Annotated in this window: 27 protein-coding genes; 15 read left to right on the top strand and 12 right to left on the bottom strand. The window is 64.4% G+C overall.

Annotated features, from left to right (window positions below; translation table 11 throughout):
- The first annotated feature begins 10 nt into the window (after positions 1-10).
- The 10 genes from G7047_RS25025 (at position 11) to hpaH (ending at position 7,780) form a co-directional block, all read left to right on the top strand.
- Positions 11-1,006, top strand: a complete 996-nt coding sequence (locus G7047_RS25025) for a tripartite tricarboxylate transporter substrate binding protein (protein WP_166311077.1) — start codon at positions 11-13, stop codon at positions 1,004-1,006.
- 13 nt (positions 1,007-1,019) lie between these two features.
- Positions 1,020-1,802, top strand: a complete 783-nt coding sequence (locus tag G7047_RS25020; RefSeq protein ID WP_166311076.1) for a VOC family protein — start codon at positions 1,020-1,022, stop codon at positions 1,800-1,802.
- A 164-nt stretch (positions 1,803-1,966) separates the two neighbouring features.
- Positions 1,967-2,398, top strand: a complete 432-nt coding sequence (gene hpaR / locus G7047_RS25015; RefSeq protein WP_166311075.1) for a homoprotocatechuate degradation operon regulator HpaR — start codon at positions 1,967-1,969, stop codon at positions 2,396-2,398.
- Positions 2,395-3,099 (top strand): fumarylacetoacetate hydrolase family protein, encoded by a 705-nt coding sequence (locus G7047_RS25010; protein WP_166311074.1) that lies wholly within the window; start codon positions 2,395-2,397, stop codon positions 3,097-3,099. The genes hpaR and G7047_RS25010 overlap by 4 nt, the downstream gene beginning before the upstream one ends.
- Positions 3,096-3,857 (top strand): fumarylacetoacetate hydrolase family protein, encoded by a 762-nt coding sequence (locus tag G7047_RS25005; protein ID WP_166311073.1) that lies wholly within the window; start codon positions 3,096-3,098, stop codon positions 3,855-3,857. Before G7047_RS25010 ends, G7047_RS25005 begins: the two co-directional genes overlap by 4 nt.
- Before the next feature lie 37 nt (positions 3,858-3,894).
- Positions 3,895-5,352, top strand: coding sequence for a 5-carboxymethyl-2-hydroxymuconate semialdehyde dehydrogenase (gene hpaE / locus G7047_RS25000; RefSeq protein WP_166311072.1), 1,458 nt, complete (start codon positions 3,895-3,897; stop codon positions 5,350-5,352).
- Positions 5,353-5,354: 2 nt separating this feature from the next.
- A complete protein-coding gene (locus G7047_RS24995; protein ID WP_166311071.1) occupies positions 5,355-5,681 on the top strand; it encodes an aromatic ring-opening dioxygenase subunit LigA in 327 nt (108 codons plus the stop codon).
- Positions 5,678-6,496: an extradiol ring-cleavage dioxygenase gene (locus G7047_RS24990; RefSeq protein ID WP_166311070.1), complete on the top strand. Its 819-nt coding sequence runs from the start codon at positions 5,678-5,680 to the stop codon at positions 6,494-6,496. The genes G7047_RS24995 and G7047_RS24990 overlap by 4 nt, the downstream gene beginning before the upstream one ends.
- Complete coding sequence (locus tag G7047_RS24985) at positions 6,496-6,933, top strand: 5-carboxymethyl-2-hydroxymuconate Delta-isomerase (protein WP_166311069.1); 438 nt, start codon at positions 6,496-6,498, stop codon at positions 6,931-6,933. Before G7047_RS24990 ends, G7047_RS24985 begins: the two co-directional genes overlap by 1 nt.
- Before the next feature lie 13 nt (positions 6,934-6,946).
- On the top strand, positions 6,947-7,780 hold the full coding sequence (hpaH, locus tag G7047_RS24980) for a 2-oxo-hept-4-ene-1,7-dioate hydratase (RefSeq protein WP_166311068.1): 834 nt from the start codon (positions 6,947-6,949) through the stop codon (positions 7,778-7,780).
- A gap of 177 nt (positions 7,781-7,957) precedes the next feature.
- Here the strand turns inward: hpaH and G7047_RS24975 are convergent, their stop codons facing one another.
- The 4 genes from G7047_RS24975 to G7047_RS24960 form a co-directional block, all read right to left on the bottom strand.
- A complete protein-coding gene (locus tag G7047_RS24975; RefSeq protein WP_166311067.1) occupies positions 7,958-8,710 on the bottom strand; it encodes an ABC transporter ATP-binding protein in 753 nt (250 codons plus the stop codon).
- Positions 8,707-10,575 (bottom strand): ATP-binding cassette domain-containing protein, encoded by a 1,869-nt coding sequence (locus G7047_RS24970; RefSeq protein WP_166311065.1) that lies wholly within the window; start codon positions 10,573-10,575, stop codon positions 8,707-8,709. The genes G7047_RS24975 and G7047_RS24970 overlap by 4 nt, the downstream gene beginning before the upstream one ends.
- The gene (locus tag G7047_RS24965; protein WP_166311063.1) at positions 10,572-11,603 is read right to left on the bottom strand and encodes a branched-chain amino acid ABC transporter permease; all 1,032 of its coding nucleotides are present in this window, start codon (positions 11,601-11,603) and stop codon (positions 10,572-10,574) included. Before G7047_RS24965 ends, G7047_RS24970 begins: the two co-directional genes overlap by 4 nt.
- Positions 11,604-11,798: 195 nt before the next feature.
- The gene (locus G7047_RS24960; protein ID WP_166311061.1) at positions 11,799-12,947 is read right to left on the bottom strand and encodes an ABC transporter substrate-binding protein; all 1,149 of its coding nucleotides are present in this window, start codon (positions 12,945-12,947) and stop codon (positions 11,799-11,801) included.
- 341 nt (positions 12,948-13,288) lie between these two features.
- Between G7047_RS24960 and G7047_RS24955 the strand changes: the two genes are divergently transcribed.
- Positions 13,289-13,903 carry a glutathione S-transferase family protein gene (locus tag G7047_RS24955; RefSeq protein WP_166311059.1) on the top strand — a complete coding sequence of 205 codons (615 nt, stop codon included), beginning with the start codon at positions 13,289-13,291 and terminating at the stop codon, positions 13,901-13,903.
- A gap of 96 nt (positions 13,904-13,999) precedes the next feature.
- Here the strand turns inward: G7047_RS24955 and G7047_RS24950 are convergent, their stop codons facing one another.
- The 3 genes from G7047_RS24950 to alr all read right to left on the bottom strand — a co-directional run bounded on the left by G7047_RS24950 (position 14,000) and on the right by alr (position 17,147).
- A complete protein-coding gene (locus G7047_RS24950; RefSeq protein ID WP_166311057.1) occupies positions 14,000-15,028 on the bottom strand; it encodes a cytochrome-c peroxidase in 1,029 nt (342 codons plus the stop codon).
- A gap of 231 nt (positions 15,029-15,259) precedes the next feature.
- On the bottom strand, positions 15,260-16,000 hold the full coding sequence (locus G7047_RS24945; protein ID WP_166311055.1) for a hypothetical protein: 741 nt from the start codon (positions 15,998-16,000) through the stop codon (positions 15,260-15,262).
- 52 nt (positions 16,001-16,052) lie between these two features.
- The gene (alr, locus tag G7047_RS24940) at positions 16,053-17,147 is read right to left on the bottom strand and encodes an alanine racemase (RefSeq protein ID WP_166311053.1); all 1,095 of its coding nucleotides are present in this window, start codon (positions 17,145-17,147) and stop codon (positions 16,053-16,055) included.
- A 268-nt stretch (positions 17,148-17,415) separates the two neighbouring features.
- On the opposite strand from alr, the gene lplT reads away from it, so the two are divergent.
- Positions 17,416-18,693: a lysophospholipid transporter LplT gene (gene lplT / locus G7047_RS24935; protein ID WP_166311051.1), complete on the top strand. Its 1,278-nt coding sequence runs from the start codon at positions 17,416-17,418 to the stop codon at positions 18,691-18,693.
- 139 nt (positions 18,694-18,832) lie between these two features.
- On the top strand, positions 18,833-19,747 hold the full coding sequence (locus tag G7047_RS24930) for a DMT family transporter (protein ID WP_166311049.1): 915 nt from the start codon (positions 18,833-18,835) through the stop codon (positions 19,745-19,747).
- 17 nt (positions 19,748-19,764) lie between these two features.
- Here the strand turns inward: G7047_RS24930 and G7047_RS24925 are convergent, their stop codons facing one another.
- The gene (locus tag G7047_RS24925; RefSeq protein WP_166311047.1) at positions 19,765-20,766 is read right to left on the bottom strand and encodes a tripartite tricarboxylate transporter substrate binding protein; all 1,002 of its coding nucleotides are present in this window, start codon (positions 20,764-20,766) and stop codon (positions 19,765-19,767) included.
- A gap of 95 nt (positions 20,767-20,861) precedes the next feature.
- Entirely contained in the window at positions 20,862-21,557 is a 696-nt protein-coding gene (locus tag G7047_RS24920; RefSeq protein ID WP_166311045.1) for an RraA family protein, read from the bottom strand.
- Positions 21,558-21,669: 112 nt separating this feature from the next.
- Between G7047_RS24920 and G7047_RS24915 the strand changes: the two genes are divergently transcribed.
- Both G7047_RS24915 and G7047_RS24910 read left to right on the top strand, forming a co-directional pair.
- Positions 21,670-22,638 carry a LysR family transcriptional regulator gene (locus G7047_RS24915; RefSeq protein ID WP_166311043.1) on the top strand — a complete coding sequence of 323 codons (969 nt, stop codon included), beginning with the start codon at positions 21,670-21,672 and terminating at the stop codon, positions 22,636-22,638.
- Between the two features lie 7 nt (positions 22,639-22,645).
- Entirely contained in the window at positions 22,646-23,137 is a 492-nt protein-coding gene (locus G7047_RS24910) for a glutathione peroxidase (RefSeq protein WP_166311041.1), read from the top strand.
- 9 nt (positions 23,138-23,146) lie between these two features.
- Here G7047_RS24910 and G7047_RS24905 read toward each other — a convergent pair whose 3' ends face one another.
- The 3 genes from G7047_RS24905 to G7047_RS24895 form a co-directional block, all read right to left on the bottom strand.
- Positions 23,147-23,836 (bottom strand): YafY family protein, encoded by a 690-nt coding sequence (locus G7047_RS24905; protein WP_166311039.1) that lies wholly within the window; start codon positions 23,834-23,836, stop codon positions 23,147-23,149.
- Between the two features lie 25 nt (positions 23,837-23,861).
- Positions 23,862-24,245, bottom strand: a complete 384-nt coding sequence (locus G7047_RS24900) for a VOC family protein (protein ID WP_166311037.1) — start codon at positions 24,243-24,245, stop codon at positions 23,862-23,864.
- A gap of 326 nt (positions 24,246-24,571) precedes the next feature.
- Positions 24,572-25,408, bottom strand: a complete 837-nt coding sequence (locus G7047_RS24895) for a ProQ/FINO family protein (protein ID WP_166311035.1) — start codon at positions 25,406-25,408, stop codon at positions 24,572-24,574.
- Between the last annotated feature and the right edge of the window lie 99 nt (positions 25,409-25,507).

Genomic DNA, 25,507 nt, shown 5'->3' with positions numbered 1-25,507 from the left:
GGAGCACTGAATGACGAGAGGACCCGTACTCACCCGCCGCCAGGCCGTTGCGCTGGGCGCGGCCACCGCCACCACCGGCCTGTCCGGAATGAGCGGCCTCGCCCATGCCGAGGAAACGCCGATGCGCCTGCAGGTCACGTTCCCGCCGGGCGGCAGCACGGACATCGCCTCACGCATCATCCAGCCGCGCCTGGCGGAGCTTGCGGGCCGTGCGGTGGTCGTCGAAAACCGCCCCGGCGCGGCCAGCCAGATTGCCACGCAGTACGTCGCCAAGTCCGCGCCTGATGGCAACACGCTGCTGGTGAGCTTCGACACGCACGCGATCAACCCCATCGCCAAGCCCAAGCTGCCCTACGACACCTTCAAGGACTTCGTCGGCGTGACGCTGGCCGTGCGCTTTCCGCTGGTCATCGGCGCGAACGCGCAGGCGGTGCAGGGCAAGGATCTGCGCGACTTCCTCAAGGAGGCCAAGGCCAATCCCGGGAAGTTCAGCTATGCGTCGACCGGCGTGGGCTCGATGAACCACCTGGTGATGGAGGACATCAAGCGCCGCTCGGGCACCTTCGTGCTGCACGTGCCATTCGGCGGCGGTGGCCCGGCTGTGCAGGCGGTGCTTGGCAACGTGACCACGCTCACGCTGCTGAGCTACGCGGCGCTGCGCGGTCAGATCAGCGCGGGCAAGATCAAGCCGCTGGCCGTCACCGGCGCCAAGCGCCTGCCCGAGCTGCCCGACGTGCCGACCGTGGCCGAATGCGGCTTTCCGGGCTTTGAGGCGTACTCGTGGATCGGCATCTTCGCGCCCTCGGCCACGCCGCACGCGACGGTGCAGCGACTCACCAAGGAGTTCCAGGGTGCGCTGCAGACGCCCGACGTGCACAGCAAGCTCACGGCTGCGGGCTTCGAGGTGATTGGCAGCGACGGGCCCGGGCTCGACCGCCACACGCATCAGGAGTACGAGCGCTGGCGCAAGTTCGTGCTGGAGACCAAATTGAAGCTCGAAGAGTGAGAGACTCGGTTCAATGAATCTCTCTCTCGATCACGTTGTCATCGCCGTCGACGACCTCTCCCGCTCCATCGAACAGTACCGCGCGCTGGGCTTCACCGTCCAGCCGGGCGGCGACCACCAGGGCCGCAGCTCGCACAACGCGCTCATCCTGCTGGCCGACGGCTCCTATCTGGAGCTCAAGGCCTGGCGCTCGCCCGCTCCCGAGGAGCGCTGGTGGGCCACGCTCGACAAAAGCGGCGAGGGCCTCGTCGACTTCGCGCTGCTCTCGGCCGACCCGGTGGGCGACCTGGCTGCGGCGCGCGCACGCGGGCTCGACACCCTGCGCGGCCCGGTGCCCGGCGAGCGTCTGCGTCCCGACGGCCAGCAGGTGAAATGGACCACGGCGCGTCACGACACGGGTGACGTGCCGTTTCTCTGCGGCGACATCACTCCGCGCAACTTGCGGGTGCCTGAAGATGCAGCGCTCCTGCAACACGCCAACGGTGCCACCGGCGTAGCGCTGATCACCGTGGCGGTGCAAGATCTTGACGCCACGCTCGCACGCTGGAGCGCCCTGCTCGGCCCCGAATTCACCCTGCCCGCCACCGGCGACGATGCAGCAGGCCTTGGCATCCGCAGCGTGCGCATTGCGCTGACCGGCTTCGACGTGGTCTTGCAAGGGCTTACTTCCGAGAACAGCAATATGGCGCTGGCCAAGCACCTCGCCCTGCGCGGCGAGGGTGCCTATGAAGTGGTGCTGCGTGGCACCTCCGGCCACTGGGTCAGCCCGGCCTCGGAACACGGCTTCCGCGCCTGACGCCTTCGGCTCCAAGCGGCCCGCCCGGCCGCTTTTCTCCCCCCGTCTTCGCGACACACTTGAACGAGCAGCCTCGCCTGCTCGCTTCTACGTATTTTCCCTAGGCATAAATAGGTCAAAAATCATTTGCAGAAACCCGCGCATTTATTTAACCTATTAAATAAATGACCTCTTCACTCAAACATCGCAATCTGCCCAGTCTGCTTCTGCAGGCGCGTGAGTCGATCATGGGCCACACGCGACCGCATCTCCGCAAGAACGGATTGTCGGATCAGCAGTGGCGCGTGCTGCGTGCGCTGGGAGATGGCCAGCAGTTGGAAACCGGCCAAGTCGCCAAGGATGCCTATCTCCTCGGCCCCAGCCTCACCGGCGTGCTCACGCGCATGGAGCGCGACGGGCTCATCCAGCGCAACAAAGACCCAGCCGACCAGCGCCGCACCGTGGTGTCGGCCACCGATCAAGGGCTGGAGCTGGTCAAGCGCCTGTCGCGCGAGATTGCGCAGCACTACGCGGATTTGGAGATCACCTACGGCAAGGGCAAGTTGGTGGAGCTCTACAAGCTGCTCGATGAACTGATCGCGCTGGAGCGGCAATGATCCACACCCCGGACGCCCGCCGTGGAACCGCGCATGGCACCGTGTACGGCGCGCTACTCAATGACCGCGCCACACAGGCCCGCATGGCGGCGCAGTTCGGCGAGGCGCCCTACAAGGCGCCGCCACAGGCTCCGGTTCTCTACATCAAGCCGCGCAACACCCATGCGGGCGACGGCGTGGCCGTTCCGCTGCCGCGCACGCCCGGCGTGGTGCGGGTGGATGCCACCCTCGGCCTCGTGATCGGTCGCACGGCCTGGCAGGTCACGCCCGACGAGGCGATGTCCCATGTGAGCGGCTACGTGATCGCGAGCGACCTCACGCTGCCGCACGACAACTACTACCGCCCCGCGATCCGCCAGCGCTGCCGCGACCAGTTCTGCCCGATGAGTGCGGTGCTCGCTGCGCCGTCAGGCTTCAAGGTGGACGAGGCCATGCTCGACGTGCAGATCCGCGACGCGCGCGGCCATGTCTCGGCCAACTGGCGGCGCGGGTTTGCAGATCTGGTGCGCAGCGCGCCCCGCCTGCTGTCCGACGTCAGCGCGTTCATGACGCTCAGGCCCGGCGACGTGCTGCTGCTCGGCCCCGGCGAGGGCTCGCCCGAGGCGCATGCGGGCGACACGGTGCAGATCAGCGTGCCCGGACTCGGCCAGTTGCGCCACACGCTGGTCGATGAAGAAATCGCGGAAGGAGCACGCGCATGAAGCACGCCCGCGTGATCCACCGGGGCCAGACGCTGTCGGTCACCGAAGGCGCCGACGGCCTGCTGCAACTGCCCGACGGTCGCACGCTCACCGAAACGGAGGTGAGCTGGTTGCCGCCGATGAAGTTCGGCACCATCTTCGCGCTCGGCCTGAACTACGCCGACCATGCCAAGGAAATCCAGTTCGCCAAGGCGCCCGAGGAGCCGCTGGTGTTCCTCAAGGGACCGAACGCGCTGATCGGCCATCGCGGTGTCTCGTACCGGCCGGCCGATGTGGCCTACATGCATTTCGAGTGCGAGCTCGGCGTGGTCATCGGCCTGCCCTGCCGCAACCTGCGCCGCGAGGACGCCTACCGCCATGTCGCCGGGTACTGCACCGTCAACGACTACGCGATCCGCGACTATCTCGAGAACTACTACCGCCCCAATCTGCGCGTGAAGAACCGCGACGGATGCACGCCCGTCGGGCCGTGGTTCGTCGATGCCTGCGACATCGCCGATCCGATGAACCTGCAACTGCGCAGCTGGGTCAACGGCGAGCTCAAGCAGAACGCCAACACCCGCGACATGGTGCACGACATCCCCGCGCTGATCGCGCACCTGTCGAGCTTCATGACGCTCTCGCCCGGCGATCTGATCCTCACCGGCACGCCCGACGGCGTGGCCGACTGCAAGGTGGGCGACGAGGTCATCACCGAAATCGGCGGCGTGGGACGCCTCGTCAACACCATCGTCGGCGAGCCGCAGCCGCCGGCCTGAGGCCACGCCACGCGCCCACCGAACCTGGAGAATCCGCATGCGCATCGATCATCTGATCAACGGAAAAAGTGTTGCTGGAGAGCGGTACTTCGAGACCATCAACCCCGCCACGCAGGAGGTGCTGGCCGAGGTGGCCGAGGGCGGCGAAAGCCATGTCGATGCTGCCGTGCGCGCCGCCAAGGAGGCCTTTCCGAAATGGGCGAACACGCCCGCCGCCGATCGCGCGAAGATCATCCGCAAGCTTGGTGACCTGATCGCGCAGAACGTGCCCGAGATCGCGCAAACCGAGACCAACGACTGCGGCCAGGTCATCGCGCAGACCGGCAAGCAGCTCGTGCCGCGCTCGGCCGACAATTTCTACTACTTCGCCGAGATGTGCACCCGCGTGGACGGCCACACCTACCCCACGCCCACGCACCTGAACTACACGCTGTTCCACCCGGTAGGCGTGTGCGCGCTGATCTCGCCGTGGAATGTGCCGTTCATGACCTCCACCTGGAAGGTCGCGCCCTGCCTCGCGTTCGGCAACACCGCCGTGCTCAAGATGAGCGAGCTCTCGCCGATGAGCGCCGCGCGCCTGGGCGAGCTGGCGCTTGAGGCAGGCGTGCCGCCGGGCGTTCTCAACCTCGTGCACGGCTACGGCAAGGACGCGGGCGAGCCGCTGGTTGCCCACCGCGACGTGCGTGCCGTGTCGTTCACCGGATCCACAGTCACCGGCAACCGCATCGTGCAGGCGGCGGGTCTCAAGAAATTCAGCATGGAGCTGGGCGGCAAGAGCCCGTTCGTGATCTTCGACGACGCCGACTTCGAGCGCGCGCTCGACGCGGCGGTCTTCATGATCTTCTCCAACAACGGCGAGCGCTGCACCGCAGGCAGCCGCATCCTCGTGCAGCAAGGCATCTACGCGAAGTTCGTGGATCGCTTCGTTGAACGCGCGAAGAAGATCAGCGTCGGCGATCCGCTCGATGAAAAGACCATCGTCGGCCCGATGATCAGCAAGGCGCATCTCGCCAAGGTGCGCCACTACATCGAACTCGGCCAGAAGGAAGGCGCGAGCATGCTCTGCGGCGGCCTCGACGTGCCCGATCTGCCCGCGCGCGTCAAGCACGGCAACTACGTCGTGCCCACCGTGTTCGCCGACGTGGACAACCGCATGCGGATCGCACAGGACGAGATCTTCGGCCCGGTCGCCTGCATCATTCCGTTCAAGGACGAGGCCGACGCCATCGCGCTCGCCAACGACATCCAGTACGGACTCTCCAGCTACGTCTGGACCGAGAGCGTGGGCCGCGCCCACCGCGTGGCCGCCGCCATCGAGGCCGGCATGTGCTTCGTCAACAGCCAGAACGTGCGCGACCTGCGCCAGCCCTTCGGCGGCACCAAGGCCTCGGGCACGGGGCGCGAGGGCGGAACCTGGAGCTACGAGGTCTTCTGCGAGCCCAAGAACGTCGCGGTCTCGCTCGGCAGCCACCACATCCCGCACTGGGGCGTGTGATCATGAGCCTGTACGCAATGCAGAAGTTCTTCTTCCACCTGAACCGCGAGCCCAAGGTGCAGCAGCGCTACAGGGAAGACCGCGCGTCGCTGCTCGCCGAATATGCGCTCGACGATGAGGAGCGCGACGCCATCGACCGCGGCGACATCGGCAAGCTCTATGTGCTCGGCTGCAACGGCCAGTTGCTCATGCACTTCGCGCCGCTGCTCGGCCTCTCCTGGCCCGAATACCTGCAGGCCATGCGCGACGGCGTGCAGCAACATGGTCCCGTGCGCCGTGGCATCTATGCCATGACCACGGGCGTTGACGACAAGGTGGCCGGACTATGAGCCTCGTCTTCGCAGGCGTCTGCAGCCACGCCCCCGGCATCACGAGCCGCGCCCATCTGGCCGATCCAGAGGTCAAGGACGCCGTGCACAACGCCATGAAGCGGCTCGGCGAGCAGTTGCGCGCGGCGCGCCCCGACGCGGTCATCGTCGTCGCGGCCGAGCACTTCGCCAACTTCTTCATGAACAACATGCCCTCGTTCGCCATCGGCATGGCCGATGCGTACGAAGGCCCCATCGAGGACCCCGCGTGGCTGGGCATCGCACGGCGCGAGATTCCCGGCGACGCCGCGCTCTCGCTGCGCCTCGTCACCGAGGTCATGCAGACCGTGGACGTGGCCTATGCCGAGGAGTGGAAGTTCGACCACGGCATCATGGTGCCACTGCATTTTCTGACGCCCGATTTCACAACGAAGATCATCCCCGTCAACATCAACTGCCAGGGTCCGCCGCTCGCGCCGCTGCACCGCGCCTGGTCCTTCGGCGAGGCCCTGCGCCGCGCCTGCGACAAGGCGCCCGAGCGCATCGCGATCATCGGAACGGGCGGCATCTCGCACTGGCCGGCCACGCCCGATTCGGGCAAGGTCAACGCCGCGTGGGACCGCGCATTCATGGCCCGCTGGGCCCGCAACGACAAGGCCGCCATGCTCTCCTACACCGATGCCGAGACCTATGCCGATGGCGGCCAGGGCGGCTTCGAGATCCGTACCTTCATCGCCGTAGCTGCCGCCGCACGCGGACAGGGACGGGTGCAATTCTGCGAGCCGGTTCCCATCTTTGCAGTGAGCTGCACTACCGCCACCATGGAGGTGATCTGATGCCGCACATCGTCATGAACTACAGCGCCAATCTCGACACGCTTGCCGACATGCAAATGCTGTGCAATGCGCTGGCCGACACCCTGCTTTCGCAGCGCGCCGAAGACGGCTCGCAGGTATTCCCCACCGGCGGCGTGCGCGTGTTCGCCTACCCGGCTGCGCACTGCGCGATTGCCGATGGCGGCGCCGCCGCCATGGAGGCAGGCGGCAACCCCGACTACGGCTTTGTCTACATCAATCTGCGCATGGGGCGTGGCCGCTCCACGCTGGTCCACACCAAGGTCGGCGACGCGCTGCTCGCCACCGCGAGCGTGCATCTCGACGCCCTGTTCCGCACCCACCATCTGGGCCTGACCGTACAGGTCGACGAAAGCCTGAGCCAAGTGTATGACGGCAAGCGCAGCAGTCTGCATCCGCTGTTCCAAACGCATGCCTGAGCGCGCGCACATTATGTTCACTGACATCCTACTCACTCAACTCGCCACCGAACTTGATGCCAGCGAGCGCACGCGCCAGCAAATCGAGCATTTCTCCAAGCGCTTTCCAAGCATGAGCGTGGAAGACGGCTACCGCATAGCGCGCCGATGGGTGGAGCTGCAGATCGCGCGCGGGCGCAAGGTGATCGGCCACAAGATCGGCCTCACCTCGCGCGCCATGCAGCTGTCCAGCCAGATCGACGAGCCCGACTACGGCACGCTGCTCGACAACATGCTCTACACCGCGCACGAGGGTGCTGTGCTCGACATTCCAGCACTCCACTTCATCGCCCCGCGCGTGGAGGTGGAACTCGCGTTCGTGCTCAAGTCACCGCTGCGCGGCGCGGGCCTGCCGGGCGGCAAGGAGATCACGCTGCACGACGTGCTGGCGGCAACCGACTACGTCACGCCCGCCATCGAGATCATCGACTCACGCATCGAGCAGTTCGACCGCCACACGCATGTGGCGCGCAAGGTCTACGACACCATCAGCGACAACGCGGCGAACGCGGGTGTCGTGGTCGGCGCACGCCGCGCCGATCCGCTCGGCATTGACCTGGCATGGTGCGGTGCGATCCTGCAACTCAACGGCGTGGTCGAGGAAACGGGCCTCGCCGCAGGCGTGCAGGGCCACCCCGCCATCGGCGTGGCATGGCTCGCCAACAAACTCGCGGCCTGGGGCGAATCGCTGGAAGCAGGCGAGATCGTGCTCGCCGGATCCTTCACACGGCCCGTTCCCGCAAAGGCGGGCGATGCGTTCGTGGCCGACTATGGCAAGCTCGGAACGCTGCGCTTTCGGTTTGTTTGAGAAACACCCCTCTGAGTCGCTTCGCGTCTTCCCCCCCGCTCTACGCATTGCTGCACACTGCGGGCAGTGGGACGCAGCCAGCGCGGCGGAGCGACCCTTAGCAAGCCTGTCCTCGCCTGAGCAGCGCCAGTTTCGTGCCCTGCGTGAAGCGTGCAGCAGGAAGCGCCATGGGTAATTTCACGCATGGGCGCTGGCAGCGCCCAGATAGGTGTCGATGATGCGCTGGTCATGCAGCAAATCCCGCGCTGAGCCGCTCAATGCCACGCTGCCCGATTCGAGCACATAGGCGCGGTCCGCGACCTTGAGCGCGGCGCGTGCATTCTGCTCCACGAGCAGCACCGACACGCCGTGATCGCGCAGCGACGCCACCACCTGCAGCACCTCGCGCACGATCTTGGGCGCAAGCCCCAGCGAGGGTTCATCGAGCATCAACAGGCGCGGGCGCGCCATCAGCGAGCGGCCAATCGCCAACATTTGGCGTTCGCCGCCCGAAAGCGTCGATGCCAGTTGCGCGCTGCGCTCTTCGAGGCGGGGGAAGATTGCGAACACTTCCTGCATGCGCTGCGACTGGTCGCGCTGCCCCTTGCGCCACAGCGAAAAGCCGCCGAGCAACAAGTTGTCCTTGACCGACATTTCACCGAACAGTTCGCGCTTTTCCGGCACCAATGCAACCGAGTTCGCCACCATCTTTTCGACCGTGCAGCGCTTGATCGGCACACCGTCGAAAGTGATCTCGCCGCGCGAGGGCAGCAGACCCATGGCCGCGCCGAGCAGCGTGGTCTTGCCCGCGCCGTTGGGGCCGATGACGGTGACGATCTCGCCCTGACGCACCTCGATGTCGATCTCGTGCACGGCCTCGACCGGGCCGTAGGACACGCTGAAATCGCGCAGCTTGAGCAGCACCGGCTGCTCGCGCAGGTTCTCGTTCATCGCACCACCTCGTCTTCCTCATCATCGCCGCCCAGATAGGCGCGCAGCACGCGCTCGTTGCTCTGCACCTCGGCGGGCGTGCCGGATGCGATCACGCTGCCGAATTCCAGCACGGTGACGCGATCCGCGAGATTCATCACAAAGCCCATGTCATGCTCCACCACCAGAATGCCGAGGCCCTGCGCGCGCAGTTGCCGCAGCAGATCGGCGAGCGCCTGCTTCTCGAGGTGCCGCAGACCCGCTGCGGGCTCATCCAGAAGCAGCACCGCCGGATGGCTGGCGAGCGCTCGCGCGATCTCGACGATACGTTGCTGTCCCAGCGCCAACGAAGCAGCGGGCTGATCGGCGAGTTCCCCAAGACCGCAGCGCTCGATCTGCGCGCGCGCGTCAGCGAGCAGTGCCGCTTCTTCCTTGCGATCCAGCCTCAGCATCGAACTGATCCAGCCGCGATGCGCGCGTTGGTGGGCACCAAGCGCCACGTTCTCGAGCACCGTGCGCTCGCCGAGGATGCGCACATGCTGAAAGGTGCGCGCCAGCCCCAGTGCGGCGAAGCGGCGCGAGGGCGCATCGCCCATGACGTGCCCCATGAAGCGCACCTCGCCGTCGCTCGCGGAATCCACGCCCGAGATCATGTTGAAGAAGGTGCTCTTGCCCGCGCCGTTGGGCCCGATTAGCGCATGCACCTCGCCCGCGCACAGGTCCATGGTCACGTTGTTGTTGGCCACCAAACCGCCAAAGCGCTTGGTGACATGCGAGGCCGCCATCAGCACTTCGCCCGACTGGGGCATGGTGCGCTGGTCCAGCGTCTTGGCGTCAGCTGTGGGCAGCTTCTGAGGTGAGCGGGTGATGAAGCCCGCCGTCAGCCGCTGCAGCGTGGGCCACAGGCCGTTGGCAAAGCGCTGCAGCACCAGCACCATGAGCAGGCCGAAGACGATCATCTCGAAGTTGCCCGCCGTGCCGAACAGCATCGGCAGAATGTCCTGCAGCTTTTCCTTGAGCAGCGTGATGACGGCCGCGCCGAGCACCGCGCCCCACAGGTGTCCGGCACCGCCGACCACAGCCATGAACAGGTATTCGATGCCGATGTTGAGATTGAACGGCGCCGGGCTCACGAAGCGCTGCATGTGCGCGTAGAGCCAGCCCGAGATCGTTGCGAGCAGCGCGGCCAGCACGAAGAGCTTGGTGCGGTAGTGGGCGGTGTTCACGCCCATCGATTCGGCCATGATGCGCCCGCCCTTGAGCGCGCGGATCGCACGGCCTTCGCGCGAATCGAGCAGGTTGTGCATGAGCCAGAGCGCGGTGAGCAGTACCACCCAGATCAACACGCCCATGGTGCGCGGCGTGTCGAGCAACAAACCACCGATCACCAGCGGCGGAATGCCGCGCAGCCCCGTCTGCCCGCCGAGGAACTGCATGTTGCCGAACAGGTAGTACAGGCTTAAGCCCCATGCGATGGTGCACAGCGGCAGGTAGTGGCCCTGCAGCTTGGCGGTGATGGAGCCCAGAATCCAAGCGACCATGAACGCAATGACGAGGCCGAACAGCAGTCCGACCCACGGCAGCGCTGCGCCGCCGACCCACGCGCCCAGCCACTGGGTGACCTCGGGCGAAGTACAGATGAAGGCGGTGGAATACGCACCCACGCCAACGAAGGCGGCCTGTCCGAACGAGGTCATGCCGCCCACGCCAGTCAGCAACACCAGCCCCACGGCGACCAGCGCGTAAAGGCCGATGTAACCCATGATCACCTGCGTGAAATCGGGCAGGAAATGCCACGACAGCGCGAGCGCCGCAATCGCGAGCGCAGTCACCGTGCGCGTGGTCAACAGGCCGCCAGACTTGCGGGCGTGTGCGCGGCCCGTCATTCCTCATCCTCCTCGACATGGCGGCTGCTGCGCGAGCGCCACCAGAGCACGGGGATGATCAGCGTGAACACCAGTACCTCCTTGTACGCGCTCGCCCAGAACGACGAAAAGGCTTCGAGCAGACCGACCAGCAGCGCTCCGGCGAGCGCAATCGGATAGCTCGCGAGCCCCGCGATGATCGCGGCGACGAAGCCTTTCAAACCGATGAGAAAGCCGGTGTCGTAATACACCGTGGTGAGCGGCGCGATCAGCAATCCGGATACCGCGCCGATCAGCGCCGCCAACGCAAAGCTCGTATCACCGGCCAGCGCCGTGGGCACGCCCATGAGCCGCGCGCCGACCCTGTTGATGGCCGTGGCGCGCAGCGCCTTGCCAATCATCGAGCCGCCAAAGAACGCGTACAGCGCACCGACCAGCACCAACGCCACACCGATCACTACCAGCGACTGCCCGGAGATCGTCATGTCGCCGAGTTGAAATTGCGCCTCGGAAAACGCCGGTGTGCGCGAGCCTTCCGCGCCGAAGAACAGCAGCCCGAGCCCGACCATCACGCCATGCATCGCGACCGAGACGATGAGCAGCAGCAGCACCGTCGCGTCGGCAATCGGCCGATAGACCAGGCGATACATCAGCGGCCCGAGCGGCGTGATGATGCACAACGTGGTGAGGGCCTGCAGCAGCAGCGCGCCGGGCTTGATCACGAGCGCGAGCACCGCCGCGACCAGTGGCATCGCCACACTCCACAGCAGGGATGCACCCCAGTTCACCAGATCGCCGCGCGACATGCGCCACAGGTCCACGGCCAGCGACAGCAGCGCGACGACGACCAGCAGCCACAGCGTGCTCGGCACCTTGCCGCCCTGCATCATCGCCATGGTGAGCGCGCCGAACGCAACGAACTCGCCCTGCGGAATGAAGATGATGCGCGTGATGGAGAACACCAGCACCAGCGCCACCGCCATCAGACCATAGATGGCACCATTGACTATGCCGTCCTGCCCCAGCAGCAAGGCAATCTGTAGATCCATGTTCGATCACCTTTGCCGCAGAGGGCAATGTGCGTTGAATTCAAGCCGAGTACGCGCGTCCATACAACCGCATGCCCTGACCCATCAGAAGGCCGCGGAGCAGACCATACCAGCAACCGCCGAGCAAGAGCCGCCTCACGGCAAAGGCGCTGTTCCCCTCTCGCGAAGCGAGAGAGGGGAAAGGCGCGAAGCGACTCAGGGGGTGAACTTCCAAGTGCCGTTTTCGATCCTGACCATGACGACGCCATGCTGGATGCCGACGTGATCGGTCGGCGTCATCGTGAACACGCCATGTGCGCCCGCGATGTCCTTGACGTTTTCCATCGCGTCACGCAGCGCCACGCGGAAGGCCTCGGTGCCCGGTTGGGCCTTCTTGAGCGCCTCGGGTACGGCAGCGGCGAGCACCAGCGCCGAGTCCCAGACATGGGCACCGAAGGTCGCGGCCGAGCCCTTGCCGTATTTGGCCTCATACGCATCGACATAAGCCACGGCGGACTTCGTGGCCGGATGGCTGTCGGGCAGCTGATGGGCCACCAGTACCGGACCTGCGGGCAACATTGTGCCCTCCACGTCCTTGCCGCCCACGCGCAGGAAGTCGGCATTCGCGACGCCGTGCGTCTGGTAGTACTTGCCCTTGAATCCGCGCTCCTTGAGCGTCTTCTCGGGCAGCGCCGCCGGTGTGCCCGAGCCGCCGACCAGCACCGCATCGGGCTTGGCCGCCATAATCTTGAGCGCCTGTCCGGTCACCGAGGTGTCGGTGCGCGAAAACGCCTCGGTCGCCACGAGCTTGATGCCCTTGGCCTCGGCGGCCTTCTTGAATTCCTGCAGCCAGCCTTCGCCGTAGGCATCGTTGAAGCCGATGTAGGCCGCCGTCTTCACGCCCGCCTTGGCCATGTGATCGACGATGGCACCGGCCATCATCGCGTCGTTCTGCGGTGTCTTGAAAACCCAGGCCTTCTTGGCGTCCATCGGCGAGATGATGCGGGCCGAAGCGCCCAGCGTCATCATCGGCGTCTTGTTCTCCGCCACCACGTCGATCATCGCGAGCGAGTTGGGCGTGGTGCTCGAGCCGATGATCACATCGGCCTTGCTTTCGCTGATCAGCTTGCGCGTGTTGGCGACGGCCGCTGTCGTGTCGGAGGCGTCATCGAGAATGATGTAGTTGACCTTCTGCCCGCCCATGGTCGTGGGCAGCAGCGCGAACGTGTTCTTCTCCGGAATGCCGAGCGAGGCCGCCGGTCCAGTGGTGGACACCACCACGCCCACGTTGATGTCGGCCCACACCGAGCTGCAGGTGGCAGCCAGCACGGCGGTGACGAATCCCAGTTTTGCCAAGCGCTTCATTCCGGTCTCCTGTTTGAAATTTCTGCCTGCGATGAGCATCGCGGAAAGTCTGGAAGGACAGTGGCAATAATTTAACTTGTTAAATATTATTTGCCTACTGGTTTGAATACCGGTTGGAGTGCTCGTTTTCACTAGGTCGCCGTTGCACAAACCAGCGATTTGCAGTCTCGCACACATCAAACCTTTGTGACTTATATTTAACCCGCGATCACCCGCATCGACAGCACCGTCGCAGACGCGCCACGACGCAAAAAGTTGCCGCGCTTTCCGCCACTCGGCACGGCACAGTTGCCGCTGCCCTCCGAACACTTTTCCCATCCGGGAACACACCGAGTCATTTCATGAACCAGCCTTTCATCCTTTACTACACCCCCGGCACCTGCGCCCAGGCCGTGCGCATCGCGCTCGAAGAAGCCGGCGCCACCTATGACCTCCGGCGCGTGGATTTCGCCAGCCAGCAGCAGCGCTCGCCCGACTACCTCGCCGTCAACCCCAAGGGCCGCGTGCCCGCACTGGTGACCGAGCAAGGCACCCTCACCGAGGCACCCGCGCTGTTGGCCTACATCGCCCAGTACTTTGCCGACGCGAAGCTCGCGCCCACTGATCTGTTCGGCTTTGCGCGCATGCAGGAGTTCAACAGCTATCTGTCTTCGACGGTACACATCAACCACGCCCACCGTCCGCGCGCCGCGCGCTGGGCCGACGACGCGGATGCCCAAGCGGCGATGCAGCGCAAGGTTCCGGGCAACATGACAGAGAATTTTCAGTACATCGAAGACCACTATCTCAAGGGTCCATGGGTACTGGGCGAGGAATACAGCGTCTGCGACGGCTATCTGTTCACCGTGGCCGGATGGCTCAAGGGCGACAGCGTGGACATTGCGCAGCTCAAGAATGTGAATGATCACTTTCAACGTATGAAAGAGCGAGCGGCGGTCCAGCGCGCGCTGGCGTAAGCACAAGAGGCCCAAAAAAGAAAAACCGGGGTCTTTCGACCCCGGTTTCCCGCGTATCACCTCTGCCCGGCAGTTGCACCGGGCAGACGTAATTTATCACTCAAATGGGTGTGGGCGCTTGGTTTTATCGCTTGATGGGGGCAAAACAGGCATGGACAGCCGTGGTTGGTCCCCTGTCAGGGTCTTCAGAAACGCCACAATGTCCTCATTTTCTTCGCGGGTAAAGGTCTTGCCGAGCTGGATGCGGCCCATGGTGTCCACGGCCTGCGAGAGCGTATCTGCCGCCCCATCGTGAAAATAGGGGTAGGTCAGCGCCACATTGCGCAACGTCGGCACCTTGAAGTTGAAGCGCTCGGCGTCGTTGCCCGTCACTGCCGAGCGGCCTTGTTCCGGGCTGTCCGTCTTGTAGGGCTCGACCAGGCCCATCTTCTGGAACGAGGTACCGCCGACATTCACGCCGTTGTGGCAGGCCACGCAGCCCGAATTCTTGAACAGCTGGTAGCCGCGCAACTCCTGCGCGTTGATGGCTTTCTTGTTGCCCTTGAGCCATTTGTCGAACGGCGCATTAGGCGTGACCAGCGTCTCCTCGAAGGCCGCGATGGCCGCAGTCACCTCGTCGATGGTGACCTTGTCGTTGCCAAAGACCTGCCTGAATTCCGCAACATACTGCGGAATCGAGCGCAACAGGTCCACCGTCAGGTCATGCGAGAAGGCCATTTCGCGAGGATTGGCAATCGGTCCGCCTGCTTGCTCTTTCAGATCCTTGGCACGACCGTCCCAGAACTGGGCGAGGTTCAGGCTGGAGTTGAGCACCGTAGGCGAGTTGATCGGGCCCTTCTGCCACTTGTCGCCAATCGAGGTCTTGAGGTTGTCCGAGCCCCCCATGCTCAGGTTGTGGCACGAGTTGCACGAGATGAAGCCCGAGCGCGAGAGACGCGGATCAAAGAACAGCTTCTTGCCGAGCTCCACCTTGGCGGGGCTGGTAATCTTGGCTGCGGGAATCGGCTGGATCGGTTCCTGATTGGCTTGAGCGGCCACCGCCGCGCCACTGGCAAGCAGCAGGGTGGCAAGACTTGCCGCGCCTAGCGCGCGATGGATGAGAGGGGCGTGGGATGATTTTTTCATGGGGACTCCGTTCATTGCATGGCTAAGAGCGTAAACACGCTCCGAGAGACAGCGAACCAATGATGGGAGGCGTGAGCCCCTGCGCTTTTTTGTTGTGTTTCAAGGACATGCGACCCCGGTTCGCTGTAAGTCCATTCTTCGGGAGCCCCAGTTACATCTTGTTGATGCCGGGCAAGCGCTTGGGCTTTTGCTGTGGATTAGTCGTGCCGATAGCCAGTTGCATCAAATGCATCACCGCCCCCGCCACAGTCGCACAGCGTGAGGCAGTGACTGGGCCTCTGGCAGGTAATGGTCAACGATCCAGCCGAGCGCCACGGCACAGACCAACGCCCCGAGCAGCGGCTTCCAGGTCAGCCGCACGGCGGCAGTGATCCAGCCCGCGCGCTCGGCGCCCATCAGCGCCCGGGCCGTGGCCACCGAGAACGCGAGTTCCACGGCCACCGCGAGCAGTACCTCCGAGCCGAAATAAAGCCACATCAGCGCCCCGGCTCCCATGACGAGCGCAACCACCGCAATGAAGATGGCCACCACCGGCACGACAACGATGGCGCCCTCGTCGGCGGCGCCCAATCCGTCGAGCGCTCCCGAGGCCACGTCACCGAGACCGTTGCCGCCAAAGCGCGGTGTGATGGCATCGGCGATGTCCAGCGCATCGCCTGCATCGACGTCGATGTCCTCGCGCTTTTCCCTGATGAGAATCCACTTGGACCATTCGTGCAGCACCAGCAGATAGACCAGATAGCCCGACCCCAGCGTAATCAGGTAGCGCAGTGCGAGCGAGCCGTCACCAAGCAACATCCACTGAAAGCGCGAGATCGCCCACATGAAGGTCATCATGAAGAGACCGATCGCCCAGCCGTGCAGCGTGAGCGAGTTGCGGCGCTTCAGGCTGTGCTGGAAATCCTCGCGACACGGCGCGCGCATGCGACGCCAGTTGGAAGTGCGGGATTGGCTTTGGTCGAATGAGGCCATATGCGAACGCATCCTAGCCGATGCGTTCGCGGGGTCAAGCACCCACTGAAGATCAATCCACGACAACGGGCACACGCGGTGCCAAGGCGCACATCAGCTCGTAGCCGACCGTGCCTGCCGCCTGAGCGACTTCGTCGATGGGCAGCACCGTGCCGTTCGAGGCCTTGCCCCAGAACGTGACTTCCGAGCCGATGCGCGCGCCCGGCACATGGGTGATGTCGACGGTGAGCATGTCCATGCTGACGCGACCCACGAGTTGCGTGCGCACGCCATTGACCAGCACGGGTGTGCCAGTGCTGCAGTGGCGCGGGTAGCCGTCGGCATAGCCGCAGGTGGCCACGCCGATGGTCATCGGGCCTTCTGCGGTGAAGGTCGAGCCGTAGCCCACCGTGTCGCCCTTCTGCAGATGCTGCACGCCGATCAGCTTGCCCGAGAGGGTCATGGTCGGCTGCAGGTCCCAGTCGGCGATAGTGCGCTGCGGGTAGTCCGGCGCGCTGCCGTAGAGCACGATGCCCGCGCGCACCCAGTCGCCCCGCACCTCGGACTCGCTGCCACGCAACAGCGTCGCGGCGCTGTTGCTCATGGTGCGCTCGCCGGGCAGGTCCTGGGTGGTCTGGGTGAACACGTTCAGCTGATGGTTGATGCCGCGCGGGCCATCCGCATCGCTGAAGTGGGTGATGAAGCCAATCTCGTCGACCTGCGGCAGCGCGTTCAGACGCGCCCAGGCACTGCGGTAGCGCTCGGGCGTGAAGCCGAGGCGGTTCATGCCGGAGTTCATCTTGAGGAAGACGCGGTGCGGCGTCTGCGTCTTGTGCGCGGCCAGCCAGTCGATCTGTTCGTCGCAGTGCACGGCGTGCCAGAGTCCGAGACGCGAGCAAAGCTCCAGATCGCGCGCATCGAACACGCCTTCGAGCAGCAGGATCGGGCCGCGCCAGCCGAGCTGGCGGATGCGCTCCGCCTCCGCGAGGTCAAGCAGCGCGAATCCGTCGGCACCCCGCAGGGCGTCAAAAACCCGCTCGATGCCATGCCCATAGGCATTGGCCTTGACCACGGCCCAGACCTTCGCATCCACCGCCGCCTGCCGCGCTCGCGCCAAATTGTGTTGCACTGCAGCAGAGTGAATGGTCGCTTGTATGGGACGGGGCATGACGGTGTTTGTACGGAGCCAAAGGTGGTCATTCTGTCATCGCTAGACTTTGTGTGCGTGATATAACCGCCCGTCACACAGCATACTGTTCGGATATTTTTCCCAGCATCAGTTTGGCTGATAGTTCAAGCCGGGGCCTGTTTTCACCGAATTTGCAAGATGAGTTTCACTCGACACAGCCCAGGCGCAGTGCGCCAGACTGCACACCTATGCAGTTCCATCTCTCAAGTCGCAGATCGCGACGCCGCCTGAGTTCAGCCCCAAGACGATGAAGCGCGGTTTCTACACCATCATGTCGGCGCAGTTTTTCAGCTCGCTGGCCGACAATGCCCTGTTCGTGGCCGCCGTGGAACTGCTGCGTACCAGCGGCGCACCGGAGTGGCAGCGCGCGGCCCTCGTGCCCATGTTCGCGCTGTTCTATGTGGTGCTCGCGCCGTTCGTGGGCGCGTTCGCGGACTCCATGCCCAAGGGCAAGGTCATGTTCATCAGCAACGCGATCAAGGTCGTGGGCTGTCTGATGATGCTGTTCGGCCACCATCCGCTGCTCGCCTACGCGGTCGTCGGTCTCGGCGCGGCGGCCTATTCTCCGGCCAAGTACGGCATCCTCACCGAGCTGCTACCCGCCTCCCAACTCGTGCGCGCCAACGGCTGGATCGAAGGGCTGACGATTGCCTCCATCATTCTCGGCGTGCTACTGGGCGGCCAGTTGGTTGGCCCGCACCTGTCGGGCGTGCTGCTGGACTTCGACATGCCAGGCGTCGACCTCGGCATCGATCTGCCTGCCGAGGCCGCCATTCTGTCGCTGGTGCCGATCTACGCGCTCGCGGCCTGGTTCAACCTGCGCATCCCGCGCACCAGCGCCGAGCTGCGCCCCATGCCCAGCAATGCGCTGGAGCTGCTGCCCGATTTCTGGAGCTGCAACAACCGCCTCTGGAAAGACAAGCTCGGCCAGATTTCGCTGTCCACCACCACGCTGTTCTGGGGCGTTTCTGGCAATCTACGCTACATCGTTCTGGCCTGGAGCGCTGCGGCGCTGGGCTACAGCACCACGCAGGCCTCGGCGCTCGTGGGTGTGGTTGCCATCGGCACGGCCGCAGGTGCCGTGCTTGCCTCGGTGCAGATGAAGCTCGAGGGTGCGACCAAGGTGATTCCGCTGGGCATCGCCATGGGTCTGCTGGTGATCCTCATGAACGTCATCGACACGCTGTGGATGGCGATCCCCTTCCTCATCGTTCTGGGCGGGCTGGGCGGCTTCCTCGTCGTGCCGATGAACGCATTGCTGCAGCACCGCGGTGCGAAACTCATGGGTTCGGGCCGCTCCATCGCCGTGCAGAACTTCAACGAACAGGCCTGCATTCTGGCGCTCGGCGCGTTCTACAGCCTGTCCACCAAATTCGGCCTGTCGGCCTTCGGCGCGATCACCGTGTTCGGCATCGTCGTCGCCGGCACCATGTGGCTGATCGGCCGCTGGCACAAGCGCAACTGCAAAAATCACCCTGAAGAAATCACCCGGCTGCTCGAGATCGCCAAGCGCGACTGCCATTGACCTCCTGCCCGCTTTCCGGTGACCGGAAAGCGGGCAGGGTCGCACCTGCAGCAATCCTCCAGAGACGGTGTTCTGCAGGCAAGATGGGCGCTTTCGCTCTCCTGCAAATACACACCTCTCGCCCGCGCACCCCATTTCCATGCATTCGTCGCCGCTTCCGGTTCTCGCCCTTCTGTTCAACGCGCTCGTCTGGGGCCTGACCTGGTGGCCTTTCCGGCACATGAACGAGGCTGGGTTGCATCCGCTGTGGGCCACGGCGGTCATGTACATCATGGTGCTGGTTGGCCTGCTCGCGTTCCGTCCGGGCATCCTCGCGCAACTGCGCGCGCATCCGGGTCTCTGGCTGCTGGCGCTGAGCTCGGGCCTGAACAACGTCTCCTTCAACTGGGCCATCACCATCGGCGACGTGGTGCGCGTGATCCTGCTGTTCTATCTGATGCCCGCTTGGGCCATTCTGCTGGCCTGGAAGATCCTTGGCGAGCGCCCCACGCCCACCGCCATCGCGCGGCTTCTGCTCGCGTTCTCGGGCGTGTTCCTCGTCATCTGGCCCAAGGAGGGAGGCTTTGCCCGCCTCTTCGCCGCGCTCTCGCTCGCCGACTGGCTGGCGCTGTTCGGCGGCTTCAGCTTCGCGTTCACCAACGTCACGCTGCGCCGCATGAGCAGTGCGCCCGGTCAGGCACGCATGTTCGCGATGTTCGGCGGCTGCACGCTGATGGCCCTGCTCGCGGCCTTCGTCGGCGGCCGCATGGGACTCGTATCGGCCTTCCCCGCGCCCAACGCCACGTGGATGCTCACCGCCGTGCTGCTGGCCGTCGTGCTGTTCATCGGCAACTGGGCGCTGCAATACGGCGCATCGCGGCTCGCTGCTTCGGTGACGGCCGTCGTCATGCTCAGCGAAGTGGCATTCGCGAGCGTCTCATCCGTCCTGCTCGGAGCCGCCCAGTTGGACACACGCAGCATCGTCGGCGGTGCGCTGATTCTTCTCGCCGCCGCCTGGTCCGCCCTGCCATCAAGGCAGGGCAGGATCGCCCTCGGCAAACAGTCGGCCACCTGAGTCCGGGGCGCCCGCCATCACTGCGGCTCGACACCCGCAGCCTTCAGCACCGCGCCGTAGTTTTCCGAATCCTTGCGGATCATCGCCCCCATCTCCGCCGGTGTACCGCCCAGAGGCTCAAAGCTGTATTCGGAAAATTTCTTGCCCATCTCGCCCTTGAGCGCCTTGTTGAGCTCAGCATTCAAGCGCTCGATGATGGCCGAAGGCGTGCCCGTCGGAGCCGTCAGGCCGATCCATGTGAACGAGTCGAAGCCCGGAATGCCGGACTCGGCCACGGTGGACAGATCAGGCACCAGCGGCGAGCGCTTGGCGCTGGTGATGGCCAGAGCGCGCAATTTGCCGTTGCGCTCCTTGGCGTAGGGAAGTGCCGTCGGCGAGGTGTCGAACGCCACTTGAATCTGGCCTGCCAGCAAATCGTTGAGCGCCGCCGCACCGCCTTTGTAGGAAACGTTCAGCATGTCCACGCCCGCCGCCGCGATGAACTCCCGCGCTGCAAAATCCTGCCCGGTGCCGATGCCAGCGTTGCCCATATTGAGCTTGCCGGGCTGCGATTTGGCCAGCTTGATCAGCTCCTGGACGTTGTTCGCCGGAACCGACGGATGCACCAGCAGGATGTTGGGCTGGTTCACCAAACGAATCACCGGCGTGAGCTGCTTTTGCGAATCGAAGCCCGGGTTCTTGTAGAGAAACTGGTTGGCTGCGAGTACGCCGGAGCTGCTCACGAACAGCGTTTGCCCGTCCGCCTTGGCGTTCACAACATGGGCGGCCCCGATGTTGCCCGATGCACCCGCGCGGTTGTCCACCACGAAAGGCTGTCCAAAAACGTCGCCCAGATGCTTGCCGATGGTGCGTGCCACCATGTCCACCGTACCTCCCGGCGGGAACGGCACCACCAGCGTCACCGTTCCCTTGGGATAGGTTTGCTGCGCACCGACCAGCCCGGCAACGGCCAGCAATGACAGCCCTAGCAGGCTGCGATGGCAGGTGGTCTTGACGCTAGTGAATGGGTTTGACGACATGATTTTCTCCCGAGTGGTTTTGCGTGAATCGGTTAGCATTCAAAATGGGATGACAGAGACTTCTGGCGAAGACGCCTACACGTGCGCACCAGCGCCTATTTCGACGCAACTGACGCAGCCGCAGCCGCAGCGGCGATGACGTCCTGAATCACCTTGCTGGAGCCCATGATGTCCGGGTACTTCTCACCGGCATCGATGCGCGCGAGCGTCTTCTTCTCGTCGCTCATCATCTGCAGGGCGCGCCGGGCGCTGGCCTCGATGTCGGCGGCGGGCAGCACCAGCACGCCGTTCTCGTCGGCCAGCACCGCATCGCCCGGCTGCACGGCCACGCCGCCGCAGGTCACGGGCACGCAGAAATCGCCCCCCAGACCCAGCGTCTTGACCGTCACGGCGGAGGTGCCGCGCGACCAGACCGGAACCCCGTACTGACGCAGCTCGCCCAGATCGGTCACCAGACCATCCACGATGACGCCGACCACGCCCGCCGCACGCGCCGCGTAGGCCACCGCACCACCCATGGCGGCGATCGATTCGTCGCCGCAGCGGTCGATGATCAGAAAATCTCCGGGACGGGCCTGACCCACGGCGTAGTGCACCATCGCACCGTCCATACCGGGAACGCGCACGGTGACGGCTGTGCCCGCGATGCGCCGATCCTGAAAGTGCGCCTTGATGGCGGGGCACATAAAGCCGGTGTAGCGGAAATGGCCAATGACGGCGGGCTCCGCCTGCACCAGAAGTGATAGCAACTCGGGGTCGACAGGACGGGGCAATGCATTCAAAACGTACATGGATTTGCGCTCTCGATTTGCGCTCTCTGATGGAACTGAAGTGCAATCTATCAGCGGCCATTCACGTTGAATAACGAATTATTTGAACGAAAGTTGATAAACTTTTCTGATCATGCGGATCACCCTAAGGCAGATCGAAGCGTTTTTCTGGACCGCCAAGCTCGGTAGCATTCGCGCGGCCGCGAATCAGCTGAATTTCAGCCAACCGGCAGTGTCGGCACGCATCAAGGAACTCGAAGCCGCGCTGAACCTGCAGTTGTTCACCAGACAGAATCAGCGCGTTCACCTCACGCCCGATGGGCGTCACGCGGTGGCGTATGCGGAGCGGGCGCTGAACGCCAGCCAGGACTTCGAGCGGCTCGCCAGAACCGACAGCCCGCTTGAGGGCGTGCTGCGTCTGGGCTCCGACGAATCGACGGCCATCCTCGCGCTGTCGGAAATCCTCCACCAACTCAAGCAACGCCACCCCAAGCTGGTGGTGGAAATCACCATCAACGTCGGTACCGTGCTGCAGGAAAAGCTGAGCAAGCGCGAGATCGACATCGCTTTTCACACCACGTCCAGCTCCACCGCCCACGTGGTGGATCAACTGCTGGGTTGGGTCGATTTCGTCTGGGTAGCCGCCACGCACATGGACATTCCCGACGGTCCGTTCACCCCGATGAACGCCTCCAAGCTGCCAGTTGTCACCAACTCCGCCCCTTCGACGCTCAATGCGCTGGTACATCGATGGGTGCGCAGCGGCGGCATCGAGTTTGATGGCGTGAACTCCTGCAATTCGCTGTCGCTGATGCTGCGGCTCGTGCGCGCGGGGCACGCCGTGGCCATCATTCCCTTGCCTGTACTGCGCGAACACATCGCCGACGGAACGCTGCGCTGCCTGCCCGCTTCACCGCTCATCCCGAATGTGGCCTACTATGCGTCCTACATCGTTGACGAAGCAGATGAGGGCACGTCCATCGTCGTGGACATCGCGCGCGATGTGCTGGTGAAGCAGCAATTCTTCACGCGCATGGCGGATGGCACGTCATTGCCGTCATCCTCCGCGCCACCTGAGCCTCCCACCCCTTCAGAGACCTGAAACCACCATGACCAGCCTCTACGATTTCCAGGCCCCACGCATCGACGGCCAGCCCGTGCGCCTGTCGGACTACCGCGGCCAGGTGCTGCTAATCGTGAACACCGCGAGCGCCTGCGGCTTCACGCCGCAGCTTGCGGGGCTGGAAGATCTGCACAAAAAATACGCAGCGCGCGGTCTCGTGCTGCTCGGCTTTCCATGCAACCAGTTCGGCAAGCAGGACCCGGGCAGCAATATCGACATTGGCGCGTTCTGCGAAAAGAACTACGGTGTGGACTTCACGATGATGTCCAAGGTCGACGTGAACGGCCCCAACGCCATCCCGCTCTACGACTGGCTGAAGAAAGAAGCGCCCGGCGTGCTCGGCACAAAGAGCATCAAGTGGAACTTCACCAAGTTCCTCATCGCCCGCGACGGCCGTGTGCTCAAGCGCTATGCACCCAAGACCAAACCTCAGGAATTCGACGCCGACATCGAGGCTGCGCTCGCTTCGGCCGCGTGATTGGCGGGATCAATTCCCGCCCTCGCACTGCACGCGCCGCATCAGATCGGCCAGCGTTTTTCCCGATTCCTGCGGATAGGTTTCGTCCAGCAAATCGCACGCGCTGATGCGGTCGATGCGAAACGTGCGGAAATCCTCGCGCAACTCGCACCATGCGGACAGCGTCCACACCTTGCCCCAGTACAGACAGGCCAGTGGCCGCACGCGCCGCTCGCTGAGCTGGTTCCCGAGATCGAGATACGCAAGCCGCACCAGCCGCTGCACCTGCACCGCATCGCGCAGCGCCTTGAGCGTGGCCTGCGTGCGCGCATCCAGCCCCGTGCCTGGCGCGAACAGCGCTTGCGCCTCGGCCGCCACGCGCGCAACGGGCGGCAGCACCGAGAGAATCTTGCCGAGCGCGCTCTCCACATCGCGCGCCAAAGCGCCGTCGATCCACGCCTGGGCCACGCGCGAGGCGATGACCAGCGCATTCGCCTCGGCCTGAGTGAACATCAGCGGCGGCAGCTCGAAGCCCGAACCCAGTCGGTAGCCCACGCCCGCCTCGCCCTCAATGGGCACACCCTGATGCTGCAGATCGGCCACATCGCGGTAGACCGTGCGCAGCGACACCTCCAGCCGCTCCGCCAAAAACGCGGCCGTGGACAGCCGCCGCCCACGGATGAGCTGGACTAGCTGGAAAAGTCTGTCGACACGGCGCATAAGACGATGTTACGCGGCCTTCCGTTCAACGCGACTTGGCGTGCAGCCCGATAGTGTTGCCCTCGGTGTCGCGCACATGGGCGATGAAGCCGATGTCTTTGGGCAGCTCGACGCATTCATCGAGCACCTGCCCCCCAGCCTTGGCGGCACGCGCCATCGCGGCTTCGACGCTGGGCTCGCAATCAAGATAGATGCGCACGCCCTTGTCGTTGGACGGCTGACTCGACCCCGAACCGACCAGGCACCCACCCGTCGCAGCGCAGTCGGAAGCGAAGATGGCCATCGGCGCACCGCCAAAGTCCTCGTGGTGCATCTTGCGCCCGAGCATGGCCTCGTAGAAGGTCTGCGCGCGCTGCAGATCGGTGCAGGGAATTTCGAACCAGTTGATGGCGGTTTGAGCAGCAGTCATGTGAATCTCCTGAACTTCGGAAAAGTTGAACAGGACTCCATGCTGACGACCTGCTGCTGACAACGTAGTGTCAGCAGACTGGCATCAGCTTTTGAAACTCATTGCGAGCATCCAACAGCGATGCTGGAAGCACAGAGAGCGCCCGAATCACCCATCACAATGACGAGATGGCCCCTCAGGCTAGACGCGAAGGCGCAGACAGTATGCCGATACGACAAGGCTTCGCAACGACGCATGAGGGGCCATATCGTCACCCCAAAACGAAGACTGCCAGTGCGCGCACCCAAGCACGCATCCGTCACATCACCAAACCAACCCGGACGAAATCAAGAACCGCTTTTCAGGCGACGAGCACGGTCGAGCTGCTGAGCTACTTGGCGTGCCTGCATGCCGTACATATCGGCAAAGGCCTCGACGCTGGTCGCGCCGCTCATCTCGTAGGCGCGCAGCAGAGCCTCGTCCTTGGCGCTGCGGGCCGCCACTTCAGCGAGGGCTTCGTCGAGCAGCGCATTGGTCGCTTCGTCGCGGCCACGCACCAGTTCCAGGTAAGCCTCACGCGTAAGGCCCGAGGCCTCGAACGCGATTTCCATCCGGCGGCGCAGTTTCTGCGTGAGGTCTTCGCCCTCGCGCGGCTTCTTGCGGCGGAACACTTCGACGAGTGCGTGGAACACATGTTCGGGCGCCATCTGTTCGACCACATTGCCCGCCAGATCGTGGCGCGGCTGGCCTTGCGAGACCGCCTGCAGATAGCGGCCGGAGCGCGTGTGGATACCGAGCGCGAGCTTCAGATCGGCCGGCGCGAACACGCCCGGCTGCGCGGCTTCAAGGTCTTGATAGATGCCGCGCTTGAGCGGCTTCGGGTTTTCGCCGAACAGCTGGGGATAGAGCTGCTGCAGCTGCAGCAGGGCCGGATTCTGGCGACGTGGAGCAGCCTGAACATTGCCGCGCGTGTCGCCTTGCGAAGCCTTGACGGGAGCCGCTACTGGTGCACCATCACCAGCTGGCTTGGCCTTGTTGTGGCGACGACCGCCGCGCTTGCGACGCGGGGCACCCGTGCCCGATTCACGCGATTCGGACTGAGGATTCTGTGGCGCGCCGTCTTCGTTGGGAACGCCGGCGTCGGTCGCGGCAGACTTTTCGGCTTCAGTCACTGGAGAGTTCATTTGCAATCAATCGCGCAGTCCACATGGCTGCGCCTCAGTCAAAAAACACGCCATCATGCCATTTTCAGGAAACCCACCGGCGTTTTTGGCCTGAAACAC

This window comes from Diaphorobacter sp. HDW4A (genome assembly GCF_011305995.1).
Taxonomy (GTDB): domain Bacteria; phylum Pseudomonadota; class Gammaproteobacteria; order Burkholderiales; family Burkholderiaceae_C; genus Diaphorobacter_A.
The sequence above is the reverse complement of the archived record's forward strand: the minus strand, read 5'-3'. Positions and strand labels throughout refer to the sequence as shown.

Coding starts and splice junctions, on each gene's coding strand:
- G7047_RS24960 (WP_166311061.1), bottom strand. CDS start 12,947: ATGAAGCGCTTGGCAAAACTGGGATTCGTCACCGCCGTGCTGGCTGCC.
- G7047_RS24895 (WP_166311035.1), bottom strand. CDS start 25,408: ATGAACTCTCCAGTGACTGAAGCCGAAAAGTCTGCCGCGACCGACGCC.
- G7047_RS25010 (WP_166311074.1), top strand. CDS start 2,395: ATGATCCACACCCCGGACGCCCGCCGTGGAACCGCGCATGGCACCGTG.
- G7047_RS24905 (WP_166311039.1), bottom strand. CDS start 23,836: ATGCGCCGTGTCGACAGACTTTTCCAGCTAGTCCAGCTCATCCGTGGG.
- G7047_RS24920 (WP_166311045.1), bottom strand. CDS start 21,557: ATGTACGTTTTGAATGCATTGCCCCGTCCTGTCGACCCCGAGTTGCTA.
- alr (WP_166311053.1), bottom strand. CDS start 17,147: ATGCCCCGTCCCATACAAGCGACCATTCACTCTGCTGCAGTGCAACAC.
- G7047_RS24970 (WP_166311065.1), bottom strand. CDS start 10,575: ATGACGGGCCGCGCACACGCCCGCAAGTCTGGCGGCCTGTTGACCACG.
- G7047_RS24975 (WP_166311067.1), bottom strand. CDS start 8,710: ATGAACGAGAACCTGCGCGAGCAGCCGGTGCTGCTCAAGCTGCGCGAT.
- G7047_RS24915 (WP_166311043.1), top strand. CDS start 21,670: ATGCGGATCACCCTAAGGCAGATCGAAGCGTTTTTCTGGACCGCCAAG.
- G7047_RS24945 (WP_166311055.1), bottom strand. CDS start 16,000: ATGGCCTCATTCGACCAAAGCCAATCCCGCACTTCCAACTGGCGTCGC.
- G7047_RS24965 (WP_166311063.1), bottom strand. CDS start 11,603: ATGGATCTACAGATTGCCTTGCTGCTGGGGCAGGACGGCATAGTCAAT.
- G7047_RS24985 (WP_166311069.1), top strand. CDS start 6,496: ATGCCGCACATCGTCATGAACTACAGCGCCAATCTCGACACGCTTGCC.
- lplT (WP_166311051.1), top strand. CDS start 17,416: ATGAAGCGCGGTTTCTACACCATCATGTCGGCGCAGTTTTTCAGCTCG.
- G7047_RS24990 (WP_166311070.1), top strand. CDS start 5,678: ATGAGCCTCGTCTTCGCAGGCGTCTGCAGCCACGCCCCCGGCATCACG.
- G7047_RS24930 (WP_166311049.1), top strand. CDS start 18,833: ATGCATTCGTCGCCGCTTCCGGTTCTCGCCCTTCTGTTCAACGCGCTC.
- G7047_RS25005 (WP_166311073.1), top strand. CDS start 3,096: ATGAAGCACGCCCGCGTGATCCACCGGGGCCAGACGCTGTCGGTCACC.
- hpaH (WP_166311068.1), top strand. CDS start 6,947: ATGTTCACTGACATCCTACTCACTCAACTCGCCACCGAACTTGATGCC.
- hpaR (WP_166311075.1), top strand. CDS start 1,967: ATGACCTCTTCACTCAAACATCGCAATCTGCCCAGTCTGCTTCTGCAG.
- G7047_RS25020 (WP_166311076.1), top strand. CDS start 1,020: ATGAATCTCTCTCTCGATCACGTTGTCATCGCCGTCGACGACCTCTCC.
- G7047_RS24925 (WP_166311047.1), bottom strand. CDS start 20,766: ATGTCGTCAAACCCATTCACTAGCGTCAAGACCACCTGCCATCGCAGC.
- G7047_RS24910 (WP_166311041.1), top strand. CDS start 22,646: ATGACCAGCCTCTACGATTTCCAGGCCCCACGCATCGACGGCCAGCCC.
- G7047_RS24950 (WP_166311057.1), bottom strand. CDS start 15,028: ATGAAAAAATCATCCCACGCCCCTCTCATCCATCGCGCGCTAGGCGCG.
- hpaE (WP_166311072.1), top strand. CDS start 3,895: ATGCGCATCGATCATCTGATCAACGGAAAAAGTGTTGCTGGAGAGCGG.
- G7047_RS24995 (WP_166311071.1), top strand. CDS start 5,355: ATGAGCCTGTACGCAATGCAGAAGTTCTTCTTCCACCTGAACCGCGAG.
- G7047_RS25025 (WP_166311077.1), top strand. CDS start 11: ATGACGAGAGGACCCGTACTCACCCGCCGCCAGGCCGTTGCGCTGGGC.
- G7047_RS24955 (WP_166311059.1), top strand. CDS start 13,289: ATGAACCAGCCTTTCATCCTTTACTACACCCCCGGCACCTGCGCCCAG.
- G7047_RS24900 (WP_166311037.1), bottom strand. CDS start 24,245: ATGACTGCTGCTCAAACCGCCATCAACTGGTTCGAAATTCCCTGCACC.